Source organism: Rhodothermales bacterium (assembly GCA_041391505.1).
Classification (GTDB): Bacteria; Bacteroidota; Rhodothermia; order Rhodothermales; family JAHQVL01; genus JAWKNW01.
Genome location: JAWKNW010000024.1, coordinates 79,898 through 104,788, shown reverse-complemented (window position 1 = coordinate 104,788; position 24,891 = coordinate 79,898). Strand labels below are relative to the sequence as shown.

Genomic DNA, 24,891 nt, shown 5'->3' with positions numbered 1-24,891 from the left:
CGGATCAACCGGGCAATTTATCGCACGCTGAACGAAGCCGGCATCGAGATTCCGTTTCCCAAGCGCGACCTCTACATCAAGGAATGGCCCGAACGCCTGCTCCGGGGCGACTCGTGAGGCGGTCGGACGGCACAATCGTCCCGTACAGGGGATAGGTTGTCCCCCGGAAGCCGGCGTGGGGCGGGTCGCCCTCGGCGCAAATGTGCGTAAAATATGGAGCTTCCGTGGCCCAACACGGGTGTTGCGAACAGATATCAAACAGGGAAAGGACGATGCGACGGGGATAAGCGCGGCAGCGCAAGGGCCTTCTGCCTCCCGTTTCCTGCCATCCGGCGGGATCGTTGCAGGGAGTCGGCACAATTCATGCGCCACGCGTAACGCGTTGCCGCGTGCCGTCCGAAGCGGATCTTCCATCCGGATCTGCCGGCATGTTTCCTGGCAATCGATCCAAAATAGAAGCACACCGGGCGCGGCTACACGATGTGGGGCGGCCTCCGGTGCGGATCAACACCCCCTCATGCGCGTGTTAGCAACACCTTCTCACGACCTTCGCCTCAGCCGGCATCTCTCCGAACGTTGCTGCGTTCCCTTTCTTGAGCGAACGCCCGTTTTACGCGCTCTGCCTCCCGTTGTATCCGAAATTCAGCCCCCCGGCACCCGAGTCCTTGCCATGCATGCTATGCCCGTTGTGATAGCCCTGGAGGGAGATCATGAAGCAGGATGAAAAAAACGACGGCCTGTTCACCTGGATAGGCGGTTTTATCGTTCTGGTGATCTTCGTGGCCGAGCTGCTGTTGCCGCTCGGCGATGCCGGCGGCTGGCTGTACATCATCGGCATGGTGGTCATCCTGTGGATGATCAAACCGGATCAGGTGCGGCCGTTCGGCATCGCGTGCGCCGTCGCGGCCATGCTGGGGTTCTTTTTTACCGCCGATTTTACGGCCGACGCGGCCGAGGGCTATTTCAGCCTGTTCAATCGCCTCATGTCGGTCTTCGCAATCGGCGCCGTCACCCTGTTGACGCACCGCCAGGCGGAGATCGAGCTGGAGACCCGCCGGCAGACCGCGCAGCTCAATTCCATCGTCGAAAAACGGACGGAAGGGCTCAAACAGGTCGTCGACCAGCTCGACGAGACGAAGATCCGCCTCACCGAAGCCGAAGAGCTGGGGCGTTTCGGCTTCTGGGAATACCATCCCGGCACGCAGGAAATGATCTGGTCGATGGGGGTCTTTTCCATCTACGGCTACCCCATCACCCCGAAGGCGCCTTCGATGCAGGAATTTCTGGAACGCTGCCACACCGATGACGTGCAGCGGCTCCAGAACTCGATCCAGTTCGGCATGGCCGAACAGAAAGCCTATACGGTGGAATACCGCATCGTCCTGCCCGACAACACGGTCCGCTGGATCTACAACCGCGGCCGGCCGGTCGTCGACGCCCGCGGGCGCATCCAGATGATCGTCGGCACCATCCAGGACATCACCGACCGCAAGGTGTCGGAGGCGGATTCGGACGAGAAGTATTACCGCTACACGACGATCTTCCACAACGCGGCCGTCGCCAAGGCGCTCATCATCCCGAACAAGGTCATTCTGGATGCCAACGTGGCGCTCGCCCAGTGGGTCGGCTACAGCCTCGACGAGCTCAAGAAGATGCCGCTCGAGCAGCTCATGCACGAGGACGACCGCTCGATGGAGGATGTCTACGCGCGCGAAATGATCGTGGGCGAAATCGACTTTTTCCAGCAGGAGAAGCGGTTCGTCCACAAGAGCGGCAAGGAATTGTGGGGCTTGTTCAGCGTGTCCGCGGTGCACGACGCGAACGACAAGGTGACGAGTTTCGCCGCGGAGATCACCGACATCACGCGGCGCAAGGAAGCGGAGCATGCGCTTCGCAAGGTGGAAACCTCGTGGCGCGAAGCCGAGGAGGCCCTCACCGCGGCCGAGGAAAAACTGCGCTCGTCGTCGACGACCAGCCAGGACGATATCGACGCCGCGCTGGCCGCCCGCGACGAGGAGATCGAAAAGCTCCAGGCACTCATCCAGGAGTTCGAGGCCGCGCACGCCCAGTCGGAAGAAGCCCTGTCGCTGGCCGAGGATGTGGTGGAGTACCTGTTCGGGGTGTCCGGCGAGATGCTGTGCCTGGTCGGGATGGATGGCCTGTACCGCCGCGTCAGCCCCGCGTTCGAACGGTCGCTCGGCTATGCCGCGGGAGAGCTCGAGGAGCGGTCGTTCCTCGATTTTCTGCATCCCGACGACCACAAGGGGATGCTGCGGCAGTTTGAGCGGCTCGAAAACGAGGAGGCGGTGCGGGACTACGGATTTCGTCATCGGACCCGCGACGGCGCCTACCTCAACGTCACCCTGGACGCCACGCCGAGCAAGGAGCACGGCGTCTATTATGCGGTGCTGCGCGAGGCGGTCCAGGCGAAACGGCCGGAGCCGCCGGCGCGCACGAAGACCGACCTGCGCCCGCTCACCGACCCGCTGCCGTTCCTGATCTGGATTCTGGACCGGGACCGGATGTGCACCTATGTCAACAAGAAGGTGCGCGACTTTACGGGCATGCCGTTCGAGCAGCTCGCCGGCTCGGGCTGGAGCAAGGGCATCGCCCGGGCGGATTTCAACCGCTATACGGCCTATTACAACGACCGCTTCGAGGACCAGGAGCCGATGCAGCTCGTGTACCGCTACCGCCGGCACGACGGCGTCGAGCGGTGGATGCAGGAGACCTGTGTGCCGACGGTCGACGCCGAAGGGGTCTTCGACGGCTACGTATGCACGGCGATCGATATCTCCGCGCTCAAGACGGTCGAATCGCAATTCACGCGGGCCGTGCAGGAGGCTGTGGATCTGTCCGACCTCTCGTCTGCCCTGACGGTCTGCCGGCGGGCGGACAACGCGACGGTGCTGTCGGACAACGTCCGCATCGCCGACGCCCTGGTGGAATATGCCTCCGGCATCAGCCACGAGGACCTGAAGGCGCTGATGCACCATGCCGGCCAGCAGCTGCACATCGCCATCCAGTCGGTGCTTTCGTTCGCCAGCGTCCGCTCGGCGCCGGCGACGATCTCGCATCACAAGGTGCTGCTTGAGAAAGTCACGGCGCGCACTCTGGGCATCATCCAGCCGATGACGCTGGAGCGCGGCCCGCAGCTGCGGGTCGAGGCGCAGCCTCACGATGTGATGGTGCTCACCGACGAGCTGATGCTCCACCGCATCATGGAGAATCTGCTGCGCAACCTGCTGCCCTATACGCAGACCGGGGTTATCGGCATCGAGATCGGCGCGGATGAGGACATCGGATTCGTCCGGATCAAGGATATCGGCCCCGTGCTTCCGGCCACGTTCCTCACGAACCTGGTGGGGAATTACCGCAAGAAAAACGCCGCCGGCGACACGCTGATGCATACGGCGGGGCTGGAGATTTCGCTGGCCCGCAAGCTGGTCGAACTGCTCAACGGCAGCCTCAAGATCGAGGAGCACCCGCAGCGCGGCGTGGCCTTCGTGCTCGGCTTCCCGCTTGCCGAAGATCCGTACGCGAGTGTGACGGGCGACGCCCTGCCCGAGAAGGTCGGGCGCCGTCAGCCGATGATCACGCGGCCGCCGGAAACCGTGGCGCCGGAACCGCCCGCGCCGCCCGCGAAGGAGCCGATGCCGCCGGAGCCCGCCGCTCCGGCCGCGACGAACGGTCATGCCGACGTCGAAGAGCCGGCCGGACCCCGTCTGCTGGTTGCCGAGGGCAATGCGGAGATCCAGCGCATCGTGCGCTCGTTGCTCCAGCCCTACTACACGCTGACGATCGCGCCGACGATGTCCAGCGTGATGGAAGAGGCCCGGCAGCAGACCTTCGATCTGCTGCTGCTCGACGTCCACCTCGAAGGCGAACTCAGCGGTCTGGAGCTGCTGCACCGGCTGCGGAGCATGCCGCAGTACCTGAACACGCCGGCCATCGCCGTCGCCTACAGCACGGATGGCTTCAGCGAGCAGGATGCGATGCACCGCGCCGGCTTCGACGGTTTCCTGCGCAAGCCGTTCTCGATTGTCGAACTGCTCGATACCGTCGAAAAGCTGACGGCCACCTGAGGTCTCAGGCGTTCTCCGTCATGGCCCGGAACAGCCAGGCCTGCGCCATCGCCCATCCGCGTTTTACCGTCGCCGGCGACAGCTGAAGCGCCTCGCTCGTCTCGGCGATGCTCATCCCGCCAAAAAATCGACACTCCACGATGCGGACCTGTCTGGGACTGAGTGTCTCGAGCCGCTTCATCGCCTCATCCAGCAGCACCAGGTCGTCGGCGTGTTCGGGCGACAGGTCCATCATCCCGGAAGCCACGAGCCGCTCTTCCTGGAGCGACAATTTGATCTGGTCGCCGCCGCGTTTTTTGCGTTGCCGCTTCTTGGCGTAGTTGATCAGGATATGGCGCATCGCGATCGCGGCGACACCATAAAAATGGGCGCGGTTGTTCCATTCGGCTGCCGGCCCTCCCATCATCTTGAGATAGGCTTCGTGGACGAGCGCCGTGGTGTTGAGGGTGTTATCCCCCTGCCAGTGCCGCCGCTGGCCGTGCGCCATCTCGTGGAGATGATCGTAGACGAGCGGAAACAGCTGGTTCAAGGCCCCGTCGTCGCCCTGGCGGAGGGCATCGAGGAGTTGCGTGACACGGGTCGTTACGTCGTTGCCGGCCATGTGATCTCGGAGCGGGGAAGAGAGTCGGTGACCGGAGGTTACAGCGGCGCTGCCAGAATTTCAATGCGCGCGGTCGCCCTGGGCGAGTTCGCCGGCGCCGCGGCGTTCGAGCAGGCTTACGATGTCCGGGAAGTTGCGGGACGTGGCGTAGCCGAAGGCGGTATTGCCGTCGGCGTCGACGGCGTGTACGTCAGCCCCGCGGCTCAGAAGCAGGTCGACGACGCCCGAGTAGCCTTCCCGCGTGGCGAGATGCAGCGGGGTCTGTCCCATCCGGTTGGCGATAGACGGGTTGCCGCCGGCGTCGAGGAGGACGCGCATCAGCGCGGTGGTTCCGGAAAGCGCGGCATGATGCATGGGCGTCGTCCCGAATACGGTGCGCGCGTTGGGGTCGGCGCCGTGCGCCACGAGCAGGGCGGCGATCTGCGGGTCCTTGACCATGGTATGCGCGCCGTGCAGCGGGGTCTCGCCAAACGCCGTCACGGCGTCGACGCGCGCGCCGGCGGCGAGTAGTGCCTCCGCCACGGCAACCGAACCGGTTTCGGCGGCGATGTGCAGCGGCGTCCGGTCGTTGCCGTCCGCGTTGCGTGACATCTGGTTGGGGTCGGCGCCGGCGTCGAGGAGGAGGTTGACGAGGTCGAGCCGGCGGGCTTCGACGGCCCGGTGGAGCGGGGCGTACCCATCGAAGAGCGAAAGGCTATCCGGGCGCGCGCCCGCGGCCAGCAGATCGGCCACCCGGGTCGAGTCGCCATCCCACACCGCCTCGTGGAGCGAGTCCGTCAGCAGCTCGGCCGCCGAGGTCGCGGGCCAGGCATCGGGTGTTAAAGCCAGCGTATCCGGTTGTGCCGGGGCCGGGGTGAAACTGGTACGGGAAAAGGGGTTAGACAGGAGGGGGAGCAGGAGCAGGACAGGGATAACGATCAATCGTCTCATACGCCGGGGGAACCGTTAGGGGGTAAGGGCGGATGAGGTGCGCGCGATGCGCCAATAGCCGAGGTCGACGACCTCCGTGCGGGTGGGGATGCACGGGACGGTGGGATGCCGGCGGAAAAGACAAAGCCCGTGCCGGCGCGAGGCTGTTCGGGCTGAAAAGGGTCAAAAAGGCAGCATTAAGCGGGTCCTAACCGTCTCGAAATGAGAACTGAGACTCGGGGAGGGGGCTGAAGGGTTCAAGGGGTGAGGTTCGAGGTTCGAGGTATGCACCCTTGAGAAACTGTTGAGAAATAAAAAATGGGTTGTCTTCCTGAGCCCCCCGGCGCTTGCGACGGGGTTGTCGAAAGCCCGCCCCCGCGAACGCGGGACGACCTCCCGAATCACTCGCGCAGGGCTCCCATGAGCGTCTCACGGTGGTTCGAGAGGTCTCCCCGCGTTCGCGCGGACGGGCATTCGTCATGGCCCGAATTCATTGTGCCGGCTGCTCATGCGATCAAAGCGGCAGAAGCAAGCTATTGATCGAAAACACGAGGGATGGCATGGCGAAGTCATTAGCACACCACTCGGCGCCATTCTGAGTCCCTCCCTCTGCCGAGTTTTCGCTGACTGCAGGCCTGATTCAACCCGGCCTTGTAGCATGTTTTTGAAGCCCTGCGAAGCTGGGCCAGGAATCTCACGTTGACGGCGTGAAGAGCATGCACTCCAAGTTTCGCAATAGCTTCTGAACCTCAACCCCTCGAACCTCGAACCCAGCTCCCCCCTGTCAGCGGAGGCGGACGACGTAGGCGGCGCCGGGCTCCTGGTCCGAGTGTTCGCCGATGACGGCGAATTCGCCGCTGGCGGCGAGGGAGTAGCCGAACGCCACGGCCCCGACGTCGAAGATGCGCCGCTGGGTCCACTCGCCGTCCGGCTTGCGTTTGAATTCGTACACGACCCGGTCGATGTTGAAGTTCTTCCCGAGCTGTTCGTCGTAGCCGGCGATGAGCGCGCTGTCGCCATCGAACGAGACCTCGGAGCCGAACGCGCCGTGTTTATACGGAACGCGCGGATGCAGGGTCTGCGAGAGCGTCCATTCGCCGGCGTCCGTTTTTTCGTACAGCGTCGCGGCGCCGGATTCGTGGTCGCCGTCGCGGCTTTCGCCCACGAGGATGCGGCCGTGGCTGATATCCACCGAGATCAGGATGTCGTCGATGCCGCCGAAACGCTTCGCTTCATGCCAGGTGTCGGTGGACGGGTCGCGCTCGAACACGTAGATCGATCCGGGTTTTTCGCGGTAATACATCGAGGACGTAATGACGGCCACGTCGCCGTCGAGGGCGGCATTGCCGCCGAAGACGCCCTGGGCCAGTCCGCCGCTGCCGGAGAGGCGCGCGGAGCGGATCCAGCGTCCCGAGACGGGATGGCGCTCGTAGATGTACGCGGCGCCGGCGTAGCGATGGCGAATCGGATCGCCGGAGGTCGTGATCAGCGCCCGGTCGCCATCGAGCGACACCGACGCCGCGAAGGAGCCTTCTTCCTCCTTCCGCTCATCGACGATCTTGGCCGCTTCGACCCACTCGCCCGACGTCGAGTCCCGCTCGAACACGTACGCCGCATTGGAGGCATTCCGGCTGGTCAGGTTGCCCGAGGCCGTGATGAGCGCCCGATTTCCGCTCAGCGAGAGGCCATGGCCGAAAAAGTCGCCCTCGACACAATCCCGCGGCGTGAGGCGCGCCATCTGAACCCACGTCTCCAGTTCGGAGTCGCGCTCGAAGACATACACGGCGCCCGAGTTGGGGCCGCAGTTGTTCTCCGCGCTCGCGCCCACGAGGGCCCGGTTGCCGTCGATGGCCACCGAGACGCCGAATGCGCTCGCGGCGGACGTGTCCGCGTAGGGTATCTTGAAGATCTGGCCGTTCGCCGGCGACGCCGTGAACGAGACGACGATCACGGCCAGGAGGCCGAGTGCCACGATCACGCGGGACGTAGGGTTCGCTTTCATGCAGACTTGGGATTCGCTCTGACAGGGTGACGGCCGGCTGACCGTCACGTACAGGCTGCCTAAACTACACGCGAGCACGCCAGCGCTCGTAATCCGCTCGCGTTTCCGCATGGCCTGCTCCGGCACCTGCCGGCATGGCCATGACGCGGCGTCGCGATGCGCGAATCGACGTACGACGGCTGCTCCAACACCATACGCCCGGCGCCCCATAGGGTTTACGGAGCCGGCGTTTTTGAGCCCTTCCCCTAGATCGCAAACGTATAGGTGTACTTGACGATCAACGTGCGCCCGTTCGATGTCGGCAGCACGTATTCGGCGAACCGGTTGCGGTCCGAGTTCAGCTGCTCGTCGTACACGATCCAGAGGTCGTTTCCTTCCCGGAAATTGTACCGGAGCCGCAGGTTCGTGGAGATGCGATCGACCGCGCTGTTGTACTGGATGAAGGCGTTCGCCGAAAGCATGGTGTTCAGGGCCGTGCCGATGCGCAGCCGCGCGATATGGGCATCGAATTCCTGGTCGCGGTCCGGAAAGCGGATCCGGCTGTATTCGTACTGTCCGGTGAGTTCGAGGTATTTGGAGACGTACCAGGTCGGGGTCAGGGCGATGCTGCTACGCCATCCGTCGAAGAACGAGCCGGCGTCGACAGCGAAACTGACTTTCTTGAGCTGCGTCTGGGGCATGGTGTATTCGAACGAGGCGGCGGCGTTGGTGTACGAGCCGATCGGCACCTGGGCGTCGGACGACAACACGAAGGGCTCCAGCAGGTCCTCGTAGACGATGCGCGCCTCGAGGGTGCCGCTGGACAATCGTTTGTCGCTGTACGACCAGGAGATCGTGCCTTCGGCCGACTCGGCGGTGCCGTCGGCATTGCGCAAGTACGAATTGCCCCCCAGCGCCAGGGTATGCCAGATGAGCTTCGACGATTCGCCCGGCAGCCAGGTGTAGGACACGCTTTGATCCGAGAGCAGGAAGTCGTTCCGCTGGATGAATCCGATGCCCGGGTTGTAATTCTCGCCCGACCATACCCAGCCGCTGCGGTAGCCGAATCCGGCGCGGCGCCGGCGTTCGATCTCGGCCGTGAGCCGGCCTCCGCTCATCACATCGGCGCCGGCGAGGTCCCGCTTGTCGAAGGTCTGCGCCCACTGGAAATTCAGGAAGTCGTCGCCGACGATCCGGATCAGCCCGTCGATCCCGTAGGCCAGATTGTAGCTGCCGTCGACGCCGATGCGCGTCGTGCTCATCACGCCGGCGTACGACTGCGAGTTGATCACCTGCCGCCGCGCGCGCAGGACGCCGAAGTTCTCCGACGGGAGCGCGTTGAACTCGGCGGTATGCATGTCCAGAAACCCGAATTCCCACCCGCCGACCCGGCCGACGACGCGCGCGCCGCCCAGGATGCGGACCGGCTGCCCGGCTTCGGTCAGGCCGATGCGCCGGCTGTGAAAGAGCCGGCTCTGGCCGCCCGTCTTGAAATCGAACAGCCCCGAACGCTCCTGGAAGAACTGGCGTTTCTCCGGAAAGAAGAGGTTGAACCGGGTGAGGTTGACCTGCTGATCGTCGGCCTCGGCCTGGGCGAAGTCGGTATTCACCGTCAGGTCCAGGTTCAGGTTGCTCGTGAGCCCGTACTTGAGGTCGACGCCCACCTCGTGCTTCCAGTCCGTATGGGAGTTGAAGGCGTTGATCTCCGGATTCAGGTTCTGGGTCATCCCGCCCCCGCCCAGGGCATAGGGGGTGATATACACCGGGTTGCTGGGCGTGATGTCTTCCATCACGATTTTCTGCGCCCTGGATGGTTTCAGAAAGGCCCAGTTGACGGTCGGGGGGATGTCGGGGTAGATGAGGCGCTCGCTGCGCCGGGCGACCTTGCGCTGGACGGTCATCCCCATGATGACTTTCCCGTCGTGGGGCTCGAAGCGAAGGCTCGAGAACGGGATCCGCAGTTCGGCGAACCATCCTTCGGGAGTAACCTGGGTTTTGACATCCCAGAACGTGTTGAAGCTGCGGTTCAGCCAGCTGCTGTTCGAGATGCCGCCGCCGCTGGCGTCGTTGGAGATCGACGCGTCCAGCCGGTTGCCCGCCGGCGTGGTGGTGATCAGGATGCCGGTCTCGTTGTCGTTGTAGGTGTCGAGCAGGATCTCGAAATGGTCGTCCCCGCTGAGTCGATCCCGGTAGAGGGTGTTCGCGCGGATGCCGTTGCGGTCCTTGTCATAGGCGCGCAGCGAGGCATAGAGGTAATGGTCGTCGTACCCGAAGCGGATCTCGGTGTCCTCGGAGGGGGGTACGCCGTAACGGGGTTCGTACTGGACGACGGGAAGCGGCTCGATGGCCTCCCAGTCGGGCTCGTCGCTGAAGCCGTCGAGCACGATCGGGCCCGTCATCCGGTGCAGGACGAGCGGGGGGCGGTCCTGGGCCAGGGTGTCGGAAAGGAAGAACGATGCCAGTACGACGAGACACAGCAAACGACACAGACGCATGGCGGCACATTCGGCTAGGGTAGAGGAGACAGGAGCCCCTAAGCTAATCGCCGGCCATCAGGGAAGCAATCGGGTTGCGATGAGAGTCAGGGCAATCGCCTTCTCTTCAAACATGCGCATCTCCCGGTATGGGAGCATGGGGGGTATGGTAGGTTTTGCGGTAAAAAATGCCCCCATGCACCCAAACTCCCATACGCTTCTCGCGGCCAGGGCGAGCATGCGATGGCCCTGCGGTGGGCGTCGCGTCCCGTTGGCGTCCTGCTAGGATTCGACTAGGATTCGACCTCGGCGAGCTGCTCGGCCATCTGCTCCCAGGTCGCATACAGCGAGGCGAGTTCGTCTTTGATCGTCTGGTAGGCGACGGTTGTGGCACGCGACTTTTCGGGGTCCTCGTACAGCGTCGGATCGGCCAGCACGGCTTCGAGCTTTTTCTTCTCGGCCTCTTTCTTCTCGATGCGGACCTCCACGTCGCGGTAGGCGGCGCGGAGTTGTTTGGGGGAGAGGTCGGCGCTGCCGTTGCCGGCTGCCGCTCCGCCCTGGCGTTCCGCATCGCGCCGGCGCTGCCGCTCCTCGGCTTCCAGGCGCTTCTGCTCCTTGGTTTTGGGTCCTCCGCTGCGTTTGGCCGCCTTGTCTTCGGCGGTGGCGCCGTTCTGGGGGGCGGCGGCGCTATCCTGCCGGCGGGCGACCTGGCCCGCGGTGCCGTGCTCCATCTGCCAGAGGTAGTCGGCATAGTTGCCCAGGTACTCGCGCGCCTCGCCGTGCTCCACACGCCAGACCTTGTTGACGATCTGGTCGAGGAAGTGGCGGTCGTGGCTGACGACGACAAACGTCCCGGTGTACTGCTTCAGCGCCTCGATGAGCACGTTGATCGAACGGATGTCCAGATGGTTCGTGGGCTCGTCGAGGATGAGGAAGTTGGCCGGCCGGAGCAGCGTCCGCGCCAGCGCCACGCGGCTCTTCTCGCCGCCGGAGAGCACCTTGGTGTACTTGAAGACGTCGTCGCCGGAGAACAGGAAGGCGCCGAGCACGGAGCGCAGTTCGGTCTCGGTGTGCCCGCGGCCCACCTCGTACATCGAGTCGAGGATGGTGTGATTCGGGTTGAGCGTGTCGGCCTGGTGCTGGGCGAAATAGGTCATTTCGACCTGGAAGCCCAGCTTGCGCGTCCCCTCGAACGGCTCGGTGCCGTTCAGGATACGGGCGAGGGTCGACTTCCCGGCGCCGTTTTTCCCCGTCAACGCGATCTTGTCGCCGCGCTCGATGATCATCGGGCGCGCCTTTTTGAAGACGTCGATCCGGCCTTCGGGGGTGTCGTAGCGCTTCGAGTATTCGGAGAGTTCGAGGACGACGCGGCCGGCGGGTTTGGGCTCCGGGAATCGGAAGTGGATGCCCGCTTCCTCGTCGGGCGGCGGCGGGATGCGCTCGAGCTTGTCGAGCATCTTCACGCGCGACTGGGCCTGTTTGGCTTTCGTGGCCTTGGCTTTGAACCGGGTGATGAAGCGCTCGGCCTCGGCGATCTGCTTCTGCTGGTTCTCGTAGGCGGCCCGCTGGATGTCGCGCTGGAGGACGCGGTCCTTCAGGTAAAACGAGTAGTTGCCGGCGTATTCGACGATCTTGCCGCGGATCAGCTCGGCGGTGGTGCGCACCATCCGGTCGAGGAAGTACCGGTCGTGCGAAACGATGACCACCGTGCCGGGATAGGCCTTGAGGTATTCCTCGAGCCAGGCGATGCTGTCGATGTCGAGGTGGTTCGTGGGCTCGTCGAGCAGGAGGAAGTCGGGCTGGCGGAGGAGGAGTTTCGCGAGCGCGACGCGCATGCGCCAGCCGCCGGAAAAGGTCTGGAGGGGGCGGTCCATGTCGTCCGCCTCGAACCCGAGGCCGGCGAGGACGGATTCCGTCCGGTCCGAGATGCGATGGGCCTCGAAGCCGGCGAGGCGGGCGTGGACGTCGTCGAAGGCGTGGAGGAGCTTGTGGTAGGCCGGCGACTCGTGGTCCGTCTGGGCCTCCATCTGATGCACGAGGCGCTCCTCTTCCGCCTGGAGTTTGAGGATCTCGGCGAAGGCGAGCATGGCCTCCTCCTTGATCGTCCGGTCGGTCGGGGCCTCCTGGATGTCCTGTTCGAGGAAGCCGACGGTGGTGGTGCCTCCCATCGTCACCTCGCCGCCGTCGATCGGCTGGCTGCCGGCGATCGCGCGGAGCAGGGTCGACTTGCCGGCTCCGTTCGGCCCGATCAGGCCGATGGATTGTCCGGGTTTGATGGTCCACGTGAGCCGGTCGAAAATCGGCCGGCCTCCGAAGGCGAGATCTATGTTCTGAAGCTGGATCATTGGGCGATATCAGGCCTGTCCTGAGGCGGCTCCCGCGCTGGCGGAAGGTATCGTAGGCGTGCTCGGTTTCAGCGGTCAGGATGGCGCTGAAGCGGGCCTCAGGGGCAGGGCTCAAACAGCGAACCGGGCGGGGATGATCCGTTAACTTTGGGCTAACCCGGGGTCGTGTTGTCTACGGCAAACCCTGGATTATGCCGGACTGCCCGTGGTCATCGAGGCCGGCACGGTGTGGACGCGCTGTTTAAACCCTACCTGGCGTGCACCCCAACAAACTGACGTGAAAAGCTGATTTCCACGTTTTAGGGCGGATGATCCTCAACCTATACCCGGGGCCATCAATCCCCAGAGCGCGATCGAATCGGGGGGAAGCGGAGGACAGTTAGCAAAAGCCAAATAATGATAAGAGGTTGATCCATTCTCCCCTAATCGATGGCCGCATAAACGGCTAGTTTCATTCCGTAGCTCCGCCAGTTCCGTTTACGCGATGCGACTGATTAACTCGTGTTACGCAAGGCATCGTGTCCATCTGTGGATGCAAGATGAAGGATGCAGGATTTCGTCCGGAAAGCCTGCTGCCCGGTACAAAATCCTGCATCTTGCATCCTGCATCAGATTACCAGGCACACGGCTGCGTAAAATCAGTGATTAAGGGAAAGCCCGCACCACGTTCGTCGAAAACCATGAATCGTTCACTCGCCTGGATGTGTGCCATCATCCTGTTTGCCTTTATCGGCCTTCCCGCCCGGGCCCATCTCAGCGATCACTACCTGAATGACTCGGCATCAGACAGGGGGGTGCCCAATGCGACGGCTTTAACCTTGAAGAGGGTAGTACCGGCTGCTGATACCCCACTTCAACTCTCCCCTATTTTTGCCACCGGGGCTGTACTGCAGCGCGGTGTGGCTTTGCCGGTCTGGGGCACCGGCTCAACCGGGGCGAGCGTCACGGTCACATTCAACGGCATCACCGAGACGACCCAGGTGGATGCTGATGGCAACTGGCGTGTTGATTTTCTGGCGATGGATGCCGGCGGACCGTACGCCATGACGGTTACGTCTGGAGTGGAAACGATCCAACTCACAGACATGTACCTCGGCGATGTGTGGCTGGCTTCAGGGCAGTCCAACATGGAATGGACGGTGAGCCAGCTTCCGATTGCGTCCGAGGTGATCGCGGCCGCCAACGACCCGGAGATTCGTCAATTCAAGGTCTCGAGTTCGCTGACGAGCGAGCCCAAGACGACCTTGCCGGCGACCAGCTCCTGGAAGGAAGCGACCCCGAGCACTGTCGGCGACTTCAGCGCGGTTGGCTACTTCTTCGCCAAACACCTCCGCGACCATGTGGATGTACCCATTGGGATCATCAACGCGACCTACGGGGGGAGTCGGATCGAGACCTGGATGAGCGAGGAGATGCTCGGCTACGACGAAGAAGATGTCATCCTGGCTGACGGCGCGCCGTATCGGCAACCGACCCTGGCCTACAACGCGATGATCCACCCGCTGCTCCCTTTTCCGGTGAAGGGTTTTTTGTGGTACCAGGGGGAATCCAATAACGCAACGTTGCCGGATGTAACTGCCTATGCGGCACAGTTTCAGACCCTGATTCAGGGATGGCGCAGCTCGTGGGGCCTCGGTGATCTGCCCTTTTTCTGGGTCCAGCTCCCGAACTTTGGCGGCGTACCCGGTCCGATCCCTTCTCAAAGCCACCTGTGGCCCCTGTTTCGCGCAAGTCAGGATTCCGCCCTGGTGTTGCCCAATACGGGCCAGGCTATCACCATCGATATCGGCGACCCCGTCAATATCCATCCTCCCGATAAAGAACCCGTTGGCTACCGACTCTCCCTGATCGCCCGCAAACAGGTATACGGCCAGGATATCGTCGATTCCGGCCCAGTCCCCGCAGGCGACGTCGTCCATGTCAACGGACGCGTCAGTATCCCGTACGACCACGTAGGTAGTGGTTTGGTCGCCGATCCGGACGGCGTGCCTGGCAGCTTTACCCTCCTCGGGGAGAATGGCACGTATGTAAGGGGAGAAGCCGCCATCGAGGGCGACAAGGTGGTAGTCTGGCACGACGACGTGCCCGTGCCGGTACTCGTTCGCTATGCCTGGGAGAACAATCCCCTTAATCCCAACCTGTATAACGGCGAGGGGCTACCCGCGGCACCGTTCGAGGCGGCCGTGTCGCCGTACGTCGAGCCACCCGTCGAAACGGCAACCCTTGCTCTGGGCGATCTCAACCTCGGCGTTGCCGCCCACGATCCGCGCACAGGGACGGGGTACATTCTGTACTCTGAAGAAAGCGTGCATACCCGTTTTGCTTCGGCTCCCCCCAGCGCATGGGCCGCCGACCACCTGATTGCCGTTGTGTTCGAAGATGGAGCATGGCTTTTCGACCGCAATAAAAGCGTGCTCGTGCCGTTCACGCCGCGTTCCAGCGACCGACTGCTGGTAGAGATCGACTTCGGCGCCAATACGGCCAACCATCTGGCCGGCGTTGACGCGGCGGTGGAAGGGATCAACGCGGGATACGTAAGCGGCGACCTGCTGGTCACCCCTGAAATGTGGGGCGGCGCGCCGGACATAGGTGAGTTCTGGGTATCGGGAACCGAAGTGGTGATCAACGCAGCGGGGCTCAATCGCTCGCCCGTACTGGCGGCCATCGAGGATCAGTTCAACGACGTCGATGAAGCGGTCGCGCTTGGCCTTTCAGCAACCGACAGCGATGGGGATCCCATTTCGTTCTCGGCAACCGGTTTGCCACCCGGGCTCGGCGTATCGGGCAGCGAAATCACGGGCACCATCTCGGCCGCTGGGGTCTTTAACGTGGTCGTGACGGCCTCCGATGGAGCCGGCGGCAGCGACACCACGACGTTTAGCTGGACGGTTGACAGCGGCGATCCATCTACCACCATCCCTCTCGCACTCGGTGACCTGAAACTGGGTATCGCGGCGCACGATCAGCGCACGGGGCCTGGTTACATCATGTACTCCGAAGAGCCTGTCCATACCCGTTTTGCAGATAATCCGCCCAGTGCCTGGAATGCCGATCACCTGATCGCGGTGGTGTTCGACAACGGCGCGTGGAAAATCGATCGCAACAAGTTCGCCCTGGTGCCCTTTACGCCGCTACCGAGCGATCACCTGCTGGCATCGGTGGACTTCGGCACCAACGAAGTGGTCCACCTGGTGGGCATCAACACCGTTGTAGAAGGCATCAACGCCGGCATGGTGAGCGGGGACCTCGTCATTACGCCTGACATGTGGGACGGCGCGCCGAACGAGGGTGAATTTGGCGTAACCGGAACGACGGTCGAAATCCCGGGAACGCTTGCCCAGTCGATGGCCGGCGGAGACAATACGCACGTGCTGGCCTTGGCGGCCCGGGAAATCCCTGACGGATTTGACCTGAACGCGATCTATCCCAATCCCTTCAACAGCACGACGACGATCGAATACCATGTGCCGGAAGAAAGTCCGGTTCGGATCGAAATCGTCAACATAGCTGGTCAACGGGTGAACGTACTCATCGACAACCGCACCATGCCGGCCGGGCGTTGGCGGAGCGTCTGGGATGGGACGGCGGACAACGGCATGGCGGTGGCGGCCGGCGTATACATGGTGCAAATGCAGGCAAATGGGTACCGGGAGATCCGCAAGGTCGTGCTGATACGATAACATGCACGGATGCACAGCCGCCGTTACCCCTCACGACCCAGATTCCATGCTGGCAGCTGTCGCAGGTCGGGTTAGCCGTAGATCGGGTTAGCGAAGCGTAACCCGACATTGAATTGGTCCTGTATTCCACCACGGCTCGTCTCGTCATTCCCGCGCACGCGGGAATCCATACAACGCGATTCGGATGGCGTGGTGGCCCGTTGCGTTGTGGTGGTGCGTGTCGGGTTACGGGATGCGCCAACCTGCAACGCCCGACGCCCACGCATCGGGCTCAATACGCGTTCTCGTTCACGAACCCGCGCCACAGGGTCATCCACATGATGCGCAAGTCCAGCAGAATCGACCAGTTCTGGATGTAATACAGGTCGTATTCGATCCGCCGCTCGATCGACGTGTCGCCCCGGAGCCCGTTCACCTGCGCCCACCCGGTGATGCCGGCCTTCATCTTGTGCCGCAGCATGTACCCCGGCACCTTGTCCCGGAAACTCTCGATGAACACCGGCCGCTCGGGGCGGGGGCCGACGACCGACATGTCGCCGCGCAGCACGTTGATGAACTGCGGCAGCTCGTCGAGCGACGACTTGCGGAGGAACGAGCCGAACCGGGTCGCGCGCACCTCGCCGGCTTTCGCCCACACCGGCCCACTGGCGGACTCGACGTTCACGGGCATCGACCGGAACTTGAGCATCTCGAACGTATGCCCGTTGAGCCCCATCCGCTCCTGCCGGTAAAATACGGGGCCGGGCGACGAGAGCTTGACGCCGAGCGCGATCAGCAGCATCGCCGGCGCGGCCACGAGCAGGAACAGCGCCGAAAAGGCGATGTCCACCAGCCGCTTCACAAACCGGCGCACCTCCATCGGTCCCTCGTCGACGATATGCAGCACGGGCAACCCGTCGATATCCGTCACGCGGCTGTTGAGGAGGTCGAACTGGAGCAGATCGGGCACGAGGCAGACGTGCGTCAGGCGCGTCGAAAGGGCATTGACCATGTGCTCGATCTTCCCCGTCGCCGAGAGCGGGAGTGCGATGTAGAGGTAGTCGATGGGCTGGCCCTCGGCGTTGAACCGGTCGACGAGGGCCGCGGCGTCCTCGACGCGGCCGATCACGTCGGGGGCGTCAGACTTGTGGTCGTCGAGGAATCCCACCACGTGCAAGCCCATCCAGGGATAGGCCTCGAAGGCGTTCTGAAGCCGCCGGCCGGCCTTGCCGGCGCCGGCGATGAGCACCCGTCGCTGATAGTGCCCCCGCGCCCGCGCGCGGCGGATGAGCGAAAAAACGATCACGCGCGCGAGGATCATATATGTCGGCGTGAGCAGCCCGAACAGGATCATGTGCAGCCGCGAGAAATACAGCGCGCGGTAGAACGAGAGCGAGGCGGCCACGACGAGCAGGCCGAGGCCGACGGCGCGCGCCACGGAGAAGATGAGGCGGGGCAGCCGCTGCGCCCGGTCGGGCGCGTACAGCCCGGACAGGCCGAACACGCCCATCGACACGACCAGCACCCACGGGAAAAACTCCATGTAGCGCGACAGCGGGAGCCACTCCGGCGGCGTCAGCACCTGGAATCGGATAAACCACGCGGAGATCCACCCGAGGCTCACGAGCGCGAGGTCAGCGACGAAGAGCAGTCGTTGGAAAAGCCGGCTTTGTTCCTGGAGCATCGTTCCGTCCGTTGAGCGCGAGCGCGCAATCCCCTCAATTAAACGCGCCTGGCATCAAACGTTCAAGGCGTCGCCGGCCAGGGCGATGGCCCCCATCACGCCGGCCCGGTCGCCCAGCCCCGGCGGAACGATGTAGGTGTCGATGTTTTGCAGGATCGCCGGATGTTGAACGTATCCCGCGAGGGCCCGCTGCACCCGCGAGCGGATCATGGGGAACAGATGCCGCTGATCCATCACGCCGCCGCCCATGATGATGCGCTGCGGGGACAGGGTGACGATGTAGTTGACGAGCGCCATCGCGAGGTAATGCGCCTCGTACTCCCAGGCCGGATGATCCGGCGCCAGCTGCGGCGCCGGCACGCCCCAGCGCGCCTCGATCGCCGGCCCGGTGGCCATCCCTTCGAGGCATGGACCGTGGTAGGGGCAGTGGCCGGCGAAGGTGTCGCCCTCCGCGCGCGGCAGCATGAGATGCCCCATCTCGGGATGAACCAGCCCGTGCAGGCAGCGCCCGTGCACGATCGCTCCGCCGCCGATGCCGGTGCCGACGGTCAGGTACAACACGGTATCCAGCCCCCGCGCCGCGCCCCAGCGGGCTTCGCCCAGCGCCGCGCCGTTGACGTCGGTGTCGAACCCGACGGGCACATTCAGCTCGCGGCTCAGGTAGCCGGCGAAGTCGGTGTTCGCCCAGCCCTTTTTGGGGGTGGAGGTGATGTAGCCGAAGCGGGACGACGCCGGGTCGGGATCGACCGGTCCGAACGAGGCGATGCCGAGCGCGCTGAGCTCGACCTTGTGCGAGCGGAAAAAGGCGAGGGCGCGCCCGAACGTCTCCTCGGGCGTCGTCGTCGGGAAGCGCTCGGTAGCCACGATGTGGTCCGGCCCCGAGGCGATGGCGCAAACGAATTTGGTGCCGCCGGCCTCGATGCCGGCGAAAAGGGGTCGGGTGGTCATGAGGTAGGGATCATGGATTCAGGCGAGCGAATGGCGCATCGCGCTGCGCCGGCGATGCCGTCAACCGCCGATGTGAAGCAGCAGCCAGCCGGCTACCGCGCCGCCTAGGACGATCCAGGCGGCGTTCGTCTTGTAGCGCACGACGAGCACCGCCGCCGCGGCGGCGATGACGACGCTGCGCCAGCTCACAAGCGTCTCCATCCCGAGCTGGACGACCACCGCAGCCATCAGCGCGATCGCGGCGACGTTGACGGCGTCGAGAAACGCGGCGGTCCAGGGGGAACGACGCAGCTTCGGGATGATCGGGTTCAGGATCAGCACGAAGATAAACGACGGCAGGAAAATACCGAGGGTGGCGACCACGGCGCCCGGCGCCCCGGATATCACGTAACCCAGGAACGTCGCCGTGGTGAGCACGGGGCCCGGCGTGAACTGCCCCATGGCGATGGCGTCGAGCAGCTGGCTCCGGCTGATCCAGCCGAGATCGTCCACGAGCCCCCCTTCGAGGAAGGCGATCAGGACATAGCCGCTGCCGTACAGGATGGCGCCGATCTTCAGGAAATACAACCCCAGCTGGGTGAGCGACACGCCGGCCGCCACGCCCGCCGCCGCGCTGCCGGCCGCCACCGCCGTCGAGTCCTGGGGCAGCAGCGGCAGGAAGGCGCCCCGCGCCGCGGATCCCGGCGCCCGGAACCACACCATCCCCAGAAATCCTCCTGCGAAGAGCGCCTGGATCTCGTTGAGCCCCAGCAGCACCGACGCGGCCACGGCCACGCCCAGCACGGCGAACCGCCAGTCCTTGACGGCCTTCCCCCCCAGCTTCCAGATGGCGCCGAGGATGACGCTGATCACCGCCGGCTTGATGCCATATAAAAAGGGTTCGACCGCCGGCAAGGTTCCGTACGTCACATACAGCCAGGCGAGCAGGCCGGTCAGGACCGCCGCCGGAAAGATGAAGGAGGCGCCCGCGACGAACAGCCCCGGCCAGCCGGCGCGCTCGTAGCCGATGTGCATCGTCATCTCGGTCGAGTTCGGCCCCGGGATGAGGTTTGTCGCGCCGACGAGGTCGAGAAAATGCTCGCGCGAAAGCCACTGCCGGCGCGTCACGAACTCGTCCTCCATCATCGCGATGTGCGCCGCCGGCCCGCCGAACGCGATCAGCCCCAGCCGGAAGAAATGCCGCGCAAGCTCCATGAGGGATGTGCGTTCCGATTCCATATCCCGCTTCCGGCCTCAGCCGGCTCGATTTCGAAGGTTCGTGGGATCCGCCACCAGGTCGATCTTCAGCGAGATATCCAGCGCCGAAACCGAATGGGTCAGGGCGCCGCTCGAGATAAAATCCACGCCCGTCGCCGCGATGGCCGGCACGGTGTCGAGTGTCACGTTGCCCGACGCCTCGGTCACGAGCCGGCCGCCGACGAGGCGTACGGCCTCCAGCAGCATCGACGCGTCCACCCGGCCGTCGGCGTCGAGGCGCACCATGTTGTCGAGCAGGATGATGTCGGCTCCGCCGGCGGCGAGCACGGCGCGTACTTCGTCGAGCGTGCGCGCCTCGATTTCGATCCGCAGGGCGGGGTCCTTCGCCGAGCGATACGCCGCGGCGGCGGAGAGGACGGTGGCGATGCCGCCGGCGGCGGCAATGTGGTTGTCCTTGATCAGGATGCGGTCGTAGAGGCCGATGCGGTGATTCTCGCCGCCGCCGAGGCGCACGGCCCACTTGTCGACGAGGCGCAAGCCCGGCGCCGTCTTGCGCGTGTCGAGGATCCGGGCGGGATGGATGCCCACGGCATCGGCCATGCGGCGGGTCATGGTGGCGATGCCGCTCATCCGCTGCATCAGGTTGAGCGCGAGCCGCTCGCCGACGAGCAGGCTGTGGGCGCGGCCTCTCAGGGTGCCCAGTTCCGCGCCGGGCTGCACGCGATCGCCGTCGGCGACGCGCCAGGCGATGTCGACGGCGGGATCCACCCGGTGAAAGACGCGTGTGGCGGCGAAAACGCCGGCGAGGACGCCCTCCTGCTTCGCCAGAAATCGCCCCGTGGCCGCCTGGTCCGGCGCGACCGTGGCCTCGGTCGTCACGTCGCCGGGGCCGACGTCCTCGCGGAGGGCGTTGTCGATGATGCGGTCGAGCTCGTCGAGCGGGAGGTAGTCGGGCAGCATGCGGCGGTCAGGAAGAGGGCTGGGGTTCGAAGAGCCGGCGGATGCGCTCGGGCGCGGCGATCGGGCGGTTGCGCGCCTCGTCGAAGAAGCACAGCGTGACATGACCGGTCACGAGCAGGTCGGGCTCGTTCTGGCGGCGCACTTCATAATCGATCCGGATGCGCGTGGAGGGGACGCCGGCGAAGATGGTTTTTATTTCGAGGAGGTCGTCGTACTGCGCGGAGCGCTTGTACTGCACGGCCAGGTCGATGACGGGCATCCGGATGCCTTCCGCTTCCAGCGTCTTGTACGCCAGTCCCAGTTCGCGGAGGCCCTCCGTGCGGGAGGCCTCGAAGTAATCGATATAGTGGGTATGATACACGACACCCATCGGGTCGCATTCGCGGTAACGGACCCGGTGGAGATAGGTGTAGACGAACATGACGAAGGGGGAAGCGCGTTACGAGGTCGGCTTTTTCTTGCGGGAGGACGCTTTTTTGGCGGGCGACGCGGCCTTGCCGTTTTTTTCGCCGGCCCTGGGGTCATGAAAGACGCCCATCCCGTCGAACTTTTCGAGCCGGTTCGCGATAAGCTCGGCCGGCGAGAGCGGATCCAGCTCGGCCAGGTTGCGGGCGATGGCCTCGCCGACGGCCGTGAACGCCTGCTGCGGGTCGCGGTGCGCGCCGCCGATGGGTTCGGGGATGATCTCGTCGATCACCTTCACCTCGATGAGGTCGGGCGCCGTCAGCTTGAGGGCGCGCGCGGCTTCTTCCTTGAAATCCCACGAGCGCCACAGAATCGACGAGCAGCTTTCCGGCGCGATCACGGAATACCAGGCGTTCTCCAGCATGAGGATGCGGTCGCCCACGCCGATGCCGAGGGCTCCGCCGGAGGCGCCTTCCCCGATCACGATCGTGACGATCGGCACCTTCAGACGCGCCATCTCGAACAGATTGCGCGCGATGGCCTCGGCCTGTCCCCGTTCTTCGGCCTCGAGGCCGGGATACGCGCCGGGGGTGTCGAGCAGGGTCACGACGGGCTTGTTGAACTTCTCGGCGAGCTTCATCATGCGCAGCGCCTTGCGGTACCCGTCCGGGTTGGGCATGCCGAAGCGGCGGTATTTGCGCGCCTTGGTATCCCGCCCTTTCTGGTGCCCGATGATCATCACGGTGCGGTCCTGCGCGCCGAACTTGCTGCCCCGGAAGCGGGCGAAACCGCCCACCATTGCCGGGTCGTCGGCGAAGGTGCGGTCGCCGTGGAGTTCGATGAAATCGCGCGTCAGCGTCTCGATGTAGTCGAGCGAATAGGGGCGAAGCGGGTGCCGGGCGATCTGCACGTGCTGCCAGCGCGTGAGGTCATCGTAGATCGACACGCGCAGCTCTTCCACCCGGTTCGAGAGGGCCTCGATCTCTTTCGAGAGGTCTATGGATCGATCTTCCTTGTCGAAGGCGCGCATCTCGTCAAGCTTTTGCTCAAGCTCAAAGAGGGGCTTTTCGAAATCCAGGAGATACTGTGGGGTAGGCTTTGCCATGGGTAGATAACCGTGGGCCGGCGGCTCGGAAGGCGCGTGGGTGCAACGCGGAGACGCCGGGATATCCAGAGAATCAGTTCGAGGCTGCCCGCACAATGTACGGCGCAGCGGCCAAAGTACACAGGGGCGAGGGAGTTGTTTCTGCTCGTCACACGCCGGGGCGAAGCGCATGGATGGCGCAAAGGCGGACGCGAGCGGCGGCGTCCGGGGAGGAGGTGGGGGAGCCCGCGCGCGGGGCGCCCATCACCGCTGCAGCTTCTTCTTGATCGTGTGCAGGATGATGTCCAGATCCAGCGTGGCGCACTGGTGGCGGACGTAGAACCAGTAGGCCCGGTTGATCTCGTGATCGTCCGGGTCGTCGGTGGCGAGCGTCTCGGTGATGGTGAAGACGCCCGGTTTGAGGTTCCATTCGGTGGGAATGGCGATGGGCTCGTTCACGCGGTAGCCGACGAGCGACCGGGTGCCGCGGAGGACGGCGGGGAACTGCCGGGTCCGCCGGCGCAGACCGCGAAACCAGCGCGAGTCCTTCCACGTGTCCGAGCAGAACACGATCAGCGGATGGAGGATGATGCCGATGAGCGCGACCGGCACCTCGAAGCACCGCCGGCCCCACTGGCTGCGGCGGCGGCCGAGCGTCGGGTCGGGCGTGAGGCGCGTGGGGAACGAGAGGTCGTCTACCGTCGACTGGCCGATGAGGTGTTTGCCGCTCTCGCTCAGGATCTTGAACTCGACGTCGAGATCCTGCAAGGCCTGGATCTGGGCGAAAACGGTGCGGTTCGGGACGCCGTTGGCCGCGAAGACGACGGCGTCGATCTGCTGGAGCTTGATCACGTCCGTCACATGCCGGAGCGAGCCCAGGTAGGGCACCATGCGTTCGGCCTGCCGGGGCGGCTCGTCATCCAGCGAGACGAAGCCGACCAGCTTGCACGGTGGGTTGGGGTGGCTGATGAGGGTGCGTTCGAGGCGGTTGGCCTCGGTGGGGCTCCCCACGAGCAGCGCCCGGTGGAAGCCTTCCCGCATCAGGTGCCGGCGCACGCGCAGCACCACGCGCATCAAAAAGCCGAAGGCGAGGCTGGACGAAAAGGCGATCAGCACCACCAACCGCGAGAAGGCGATGCTCTGGAAAAATACCGCCGCGGTCGCCAGCGTCATCACCCCGAGGATGTTGCCCACGATGATCGGGCGAATGCGGGTATGCCCGGTGCCCCGGTATCCGCCGGCCAGGGCCGTGCCGGCCACCGTGCTGAGCACGTAGATCGGCGCCACGCACGTGATGAACAGGCGCGGCGGCGGGATGTTGAGCGAGGCGAACCGCGCGAAGCCGGCCAGGACCATCAGCAGGTAAATGACGGCGACGTCCACCAGCGGCCAGCGATACCGCTTGCTGTTGTTGATGATCACCTGCGCCATCGCGCGGATGAAGATGCCGATCCGCAGGATCAGCCGGATCGGCCACGCATGCCCTTTCTTGAAATGCTTCTCGGTGAAGAGGAGCATCGCGCCGTAGAAGAGCTGCACGTACCGCAGCTCGCCTTTTTTCGTGCTCTCGCCCTTGTAATGGATGATCTGGGTGTCGGGCGTATAGTAGATCTTCCAGCCGGCCTTCTGGATCCGGTAGCACCAGTCCAGGTCCTCGCCGTACATGAAGAAGTCCTCGTCGAGCAGGCCGGCGCCGGCCGACCCGTTCAGGTGCCCCATCTCGTCGAACGAGAACCCCGGCTGCTCGCGGCTGAGCCGCTCGGCGTGCTCTTGCGAAAACAGCAGCGCGGCCCGGCGCACCATCATGCACGAACCGCTCAGGGCATCCACCTCGGCGGTCTCGTCCACCGGGAGGTAGCTCAGGTTGTAGCGCCCGAAGGTGGGGCTTTTCGGGAAGAGCTTGCTCAGCCCGATCAGGCGGTAGAAGGCGACGGTCGGCGTCGGAAACGCACGCCGGCTCTCGGGCGCGAAGGTCCCGTCCGGGTTGAGTATCTTGCAGCCGAGCGCGCCGGCCTCCGGATGGCGCTCCATGAAGCGGACCATCGTCGAGAGGGTGTCTTCCTGGACGATGGTGTCAGGGTTCAGGATCAGCAGATGCCGCCCCCGCGAAATCCGGATGGCCTGGTTGTTCGCCTTGCTGAAGCCGGCGTTGGTCGTGTTGGCGATGACCTGGACCCGCGGAAACCGCGAGCGCACCATGGAGAGCGAACTGTCGGACGAGTTGTTGTCGACGACGATGATCTCGACAGAGAGATCCGTACAGGCACGCTCGAGCGACCGCAGCGCCTGCTCGAGAAACTCACGTACGTTGTAGTTGACGATGATGACGGAAAGGTCGATCAGATCGGCATCAGCGTCGTGGGCCGGGCCGCTTCCAAGCGGACGCGGGGGGGACGCAGTATACATAAGCTCCGAAACGTGCTGGCGGTAGGGTGGATCGGCAGGGTCAGATGGAGGAACGGCACCCGGCGCATGCTGCGGTACACCGGAAAACGACGCCAAACCGGAGTATACTGCGTCGTCCTGTGAGAGTCCACCTCAAAGTTCGGGCCACGCAAC

14 protein-coding genes are annotated in these 24,891 nt (G+C 64.4%); 2 read left to right on the top strand and 12 right to left on the bottom strand.

All coding sequences use genetic code 11. From position 1 onward, the window contains the following. Positions 1-710 precede the first annotated feature (710 nt). On the top strand, positions 711-4,085 hold the full coding sequence (locus R2834_19320; protein ID MEZ4702492.1) for a PAS domain S-box protein: 3,375 nt from the start codon (positions 711-713) through the stop codon (positions 4,083-4,085). Positions 4,086-4,089: 4 nt separating this feature from the next. Here the strand turns inward: R2834_19320 and R2834_19315 are convergent, their stop codons facing one another. The 5 genes from R2834_19315 to R2834_19295 form a co-directional block, all read right to left on the bottom strand. Next, positions 4,090-4,686 carry a sigma-70 family RNA polymerase sigma factor gene (locus tag R2834_19315; protein MEZ4702491.1) on the bottom strand — a complete coding sequence of 199 codons (597 nt, stop codon included), beginning with the start codon at positions 4,684-4,686 and terminating at the stop codon, positions 4,090-4,092. Positions 4,687-4,746: 60 nt separating this feature from the next. Further along, on the bottom strand, positions 4,747-5,616 hold the full coding sequence (locus R2834_19310; GenBank protein MEZ4702490.1) for an ankyrin repeat domain-containing protein: 870 nt from the start codon (positions 5,614-5,616) through the stop codon (positions 4,747-4,749). Positions 5,617-6,379: 763 nt separating this feature from the next. Then, positions 6,380-7,597, bottom strand: coding sequence for a hypothetical protein (locus R2834_19305; GenBank protein MEZ4702489.1), 1,218 nt, complete (start codon positions 7,595-7,597; stop codon positions 6,380-6,382). Between the two features lie 245 nt (positions 7,598-7,842). After that, positions 7,843-10,071 carry a DUF5916 domain-containing protein gene (locus R2834_19300; GenBank protein MEZ4702488.1) on the bottom strand — a complete coding sequence of 743 codons (2,229 nt, stop codon included), beginning with the start codon at positions 10,069-10,071 and terminating at the stop codon, positions 7,843-7,845. 272 nt (positions 10,072-10,343) lie between these two features. Next, positions 10,344-12,395: an ABC-F family ATP-binding cassette domain-containing protein gene (locus R2834_19295; GenBank protein MEZ4702487.1), complete on the bottom strand. Its 2,052-nt coding sequence runs from the start codon at positions 12,393-12,395 to the stop codon at positions 10,344-10,346. Between the two features lie 680 nt (positions 12,396-13,075). Here R2834_19295 and R2834_19290 point away from each other — a divergent pair. Beyond that, positions 13,076-16,075: a sialate O-acetylesterase gene (locus R2834_19290; GenBank protein MEZ4702486.1), complete on the top strand. Its 3,000-nt coding sequence runs from the start codon at positions 13,076-13,078 to the stop codon at positions 16,073-16,075. A 271-nt stretch (positions 16,076-16,346) separates the two neighbouring features. On the opposite strand, the gene R2834_19285 is transcribed toward R2834_19290, so the two are convergent. The 7 genes from R2834_19285 to R2834_19255 all read right to left on the bottom strand — a co-directional run bounded on the left by R2834_19285 (position 16,347) and on the right by R2834_19255 (position 24,738). Beyond that, entirely contained in the window at positions 16,347-17,738 is a 1,392-nt protein-coding gene (locus tag R2834_19285; protein ID MEZ4702485.1) for an undecaprenyl-phosphate glucose phosphotransferase, read from the bottom strand. A 54-nt stretch (positions 17,739-17,792) separates the two neighbouring features. After that, on the bottom strand, positions 17,793-18,686 hold the full coding sequence (locus R2834_19280) for an ROK family protein (protein ID MEZ4702484.1): 894 nt from the start codon (positions 18,684-18,686) through the stop codon (positions 17,793-17,795). Between the two features lie 60 nt (positions 18,687-18,746). Next, on the bottom strand, positions 18,747-19,904 hold the full coding sequence (chrA, locus tag R2834_19275; protein ID MEZ4702483.1) for a chromate efflux transporter: 1,158 nt from the start codon (positions 19,902-19,904) through the stop codon (positions 18,747-18,749). Between the two features lie 15 nt (positions 19,905-19,919). After that, positions 19,920-20,843, bottom strand: a complete 924-nt coding sequence (nadC, locus tag R2834_19270) for a carboxylating nicotinate-nucleotide diphosphorylase (GenBank protein ID MEZ4702482.1) — start codon at positions 20,841-20,843, stop codon at positions 19,920-19,922. 7 nt (positions 20,844-20,850) lie between these two features. After that, positions 20,851-21,264, bottom strand: coding sequence for a thioesterase family protein (locus tag R2834_19265; protein MEZ4702481.1), 414 nt, complete (start codon positions 21,262-21,264; stop codon positions 20,851-20,853). 18 nt (positions 21,265-21,282) lie between these two features. Further along, positions 21,283-22,353, bottom strand: a complete 1,071-nt coding sequence (locus R2834_19260; GenBank protein ID MEZ4702480.1) for an acetyl-CoA carboxylase carboxyltransferase subunit alpha — start codon at positions 22,351-22,353, stop codon at positions 21,283-21,285. A 243-nt stretch (positions 22,354-22,596) separates the two neighbouring features. Then, positions 22,597-24,738: a glycosyltransferase gene (locus tag R2834_19255; GenBank protein ID MEZ4702479.1), complete on the bottom strand. Its 2,142-nt coding sequence runs from the start codon at positions 24,736-24,738 to the stop codon at positions 22,597-22,599. Between the last annotated feature and the right edge of the window lie 153 nt (positions 24,739-24,891).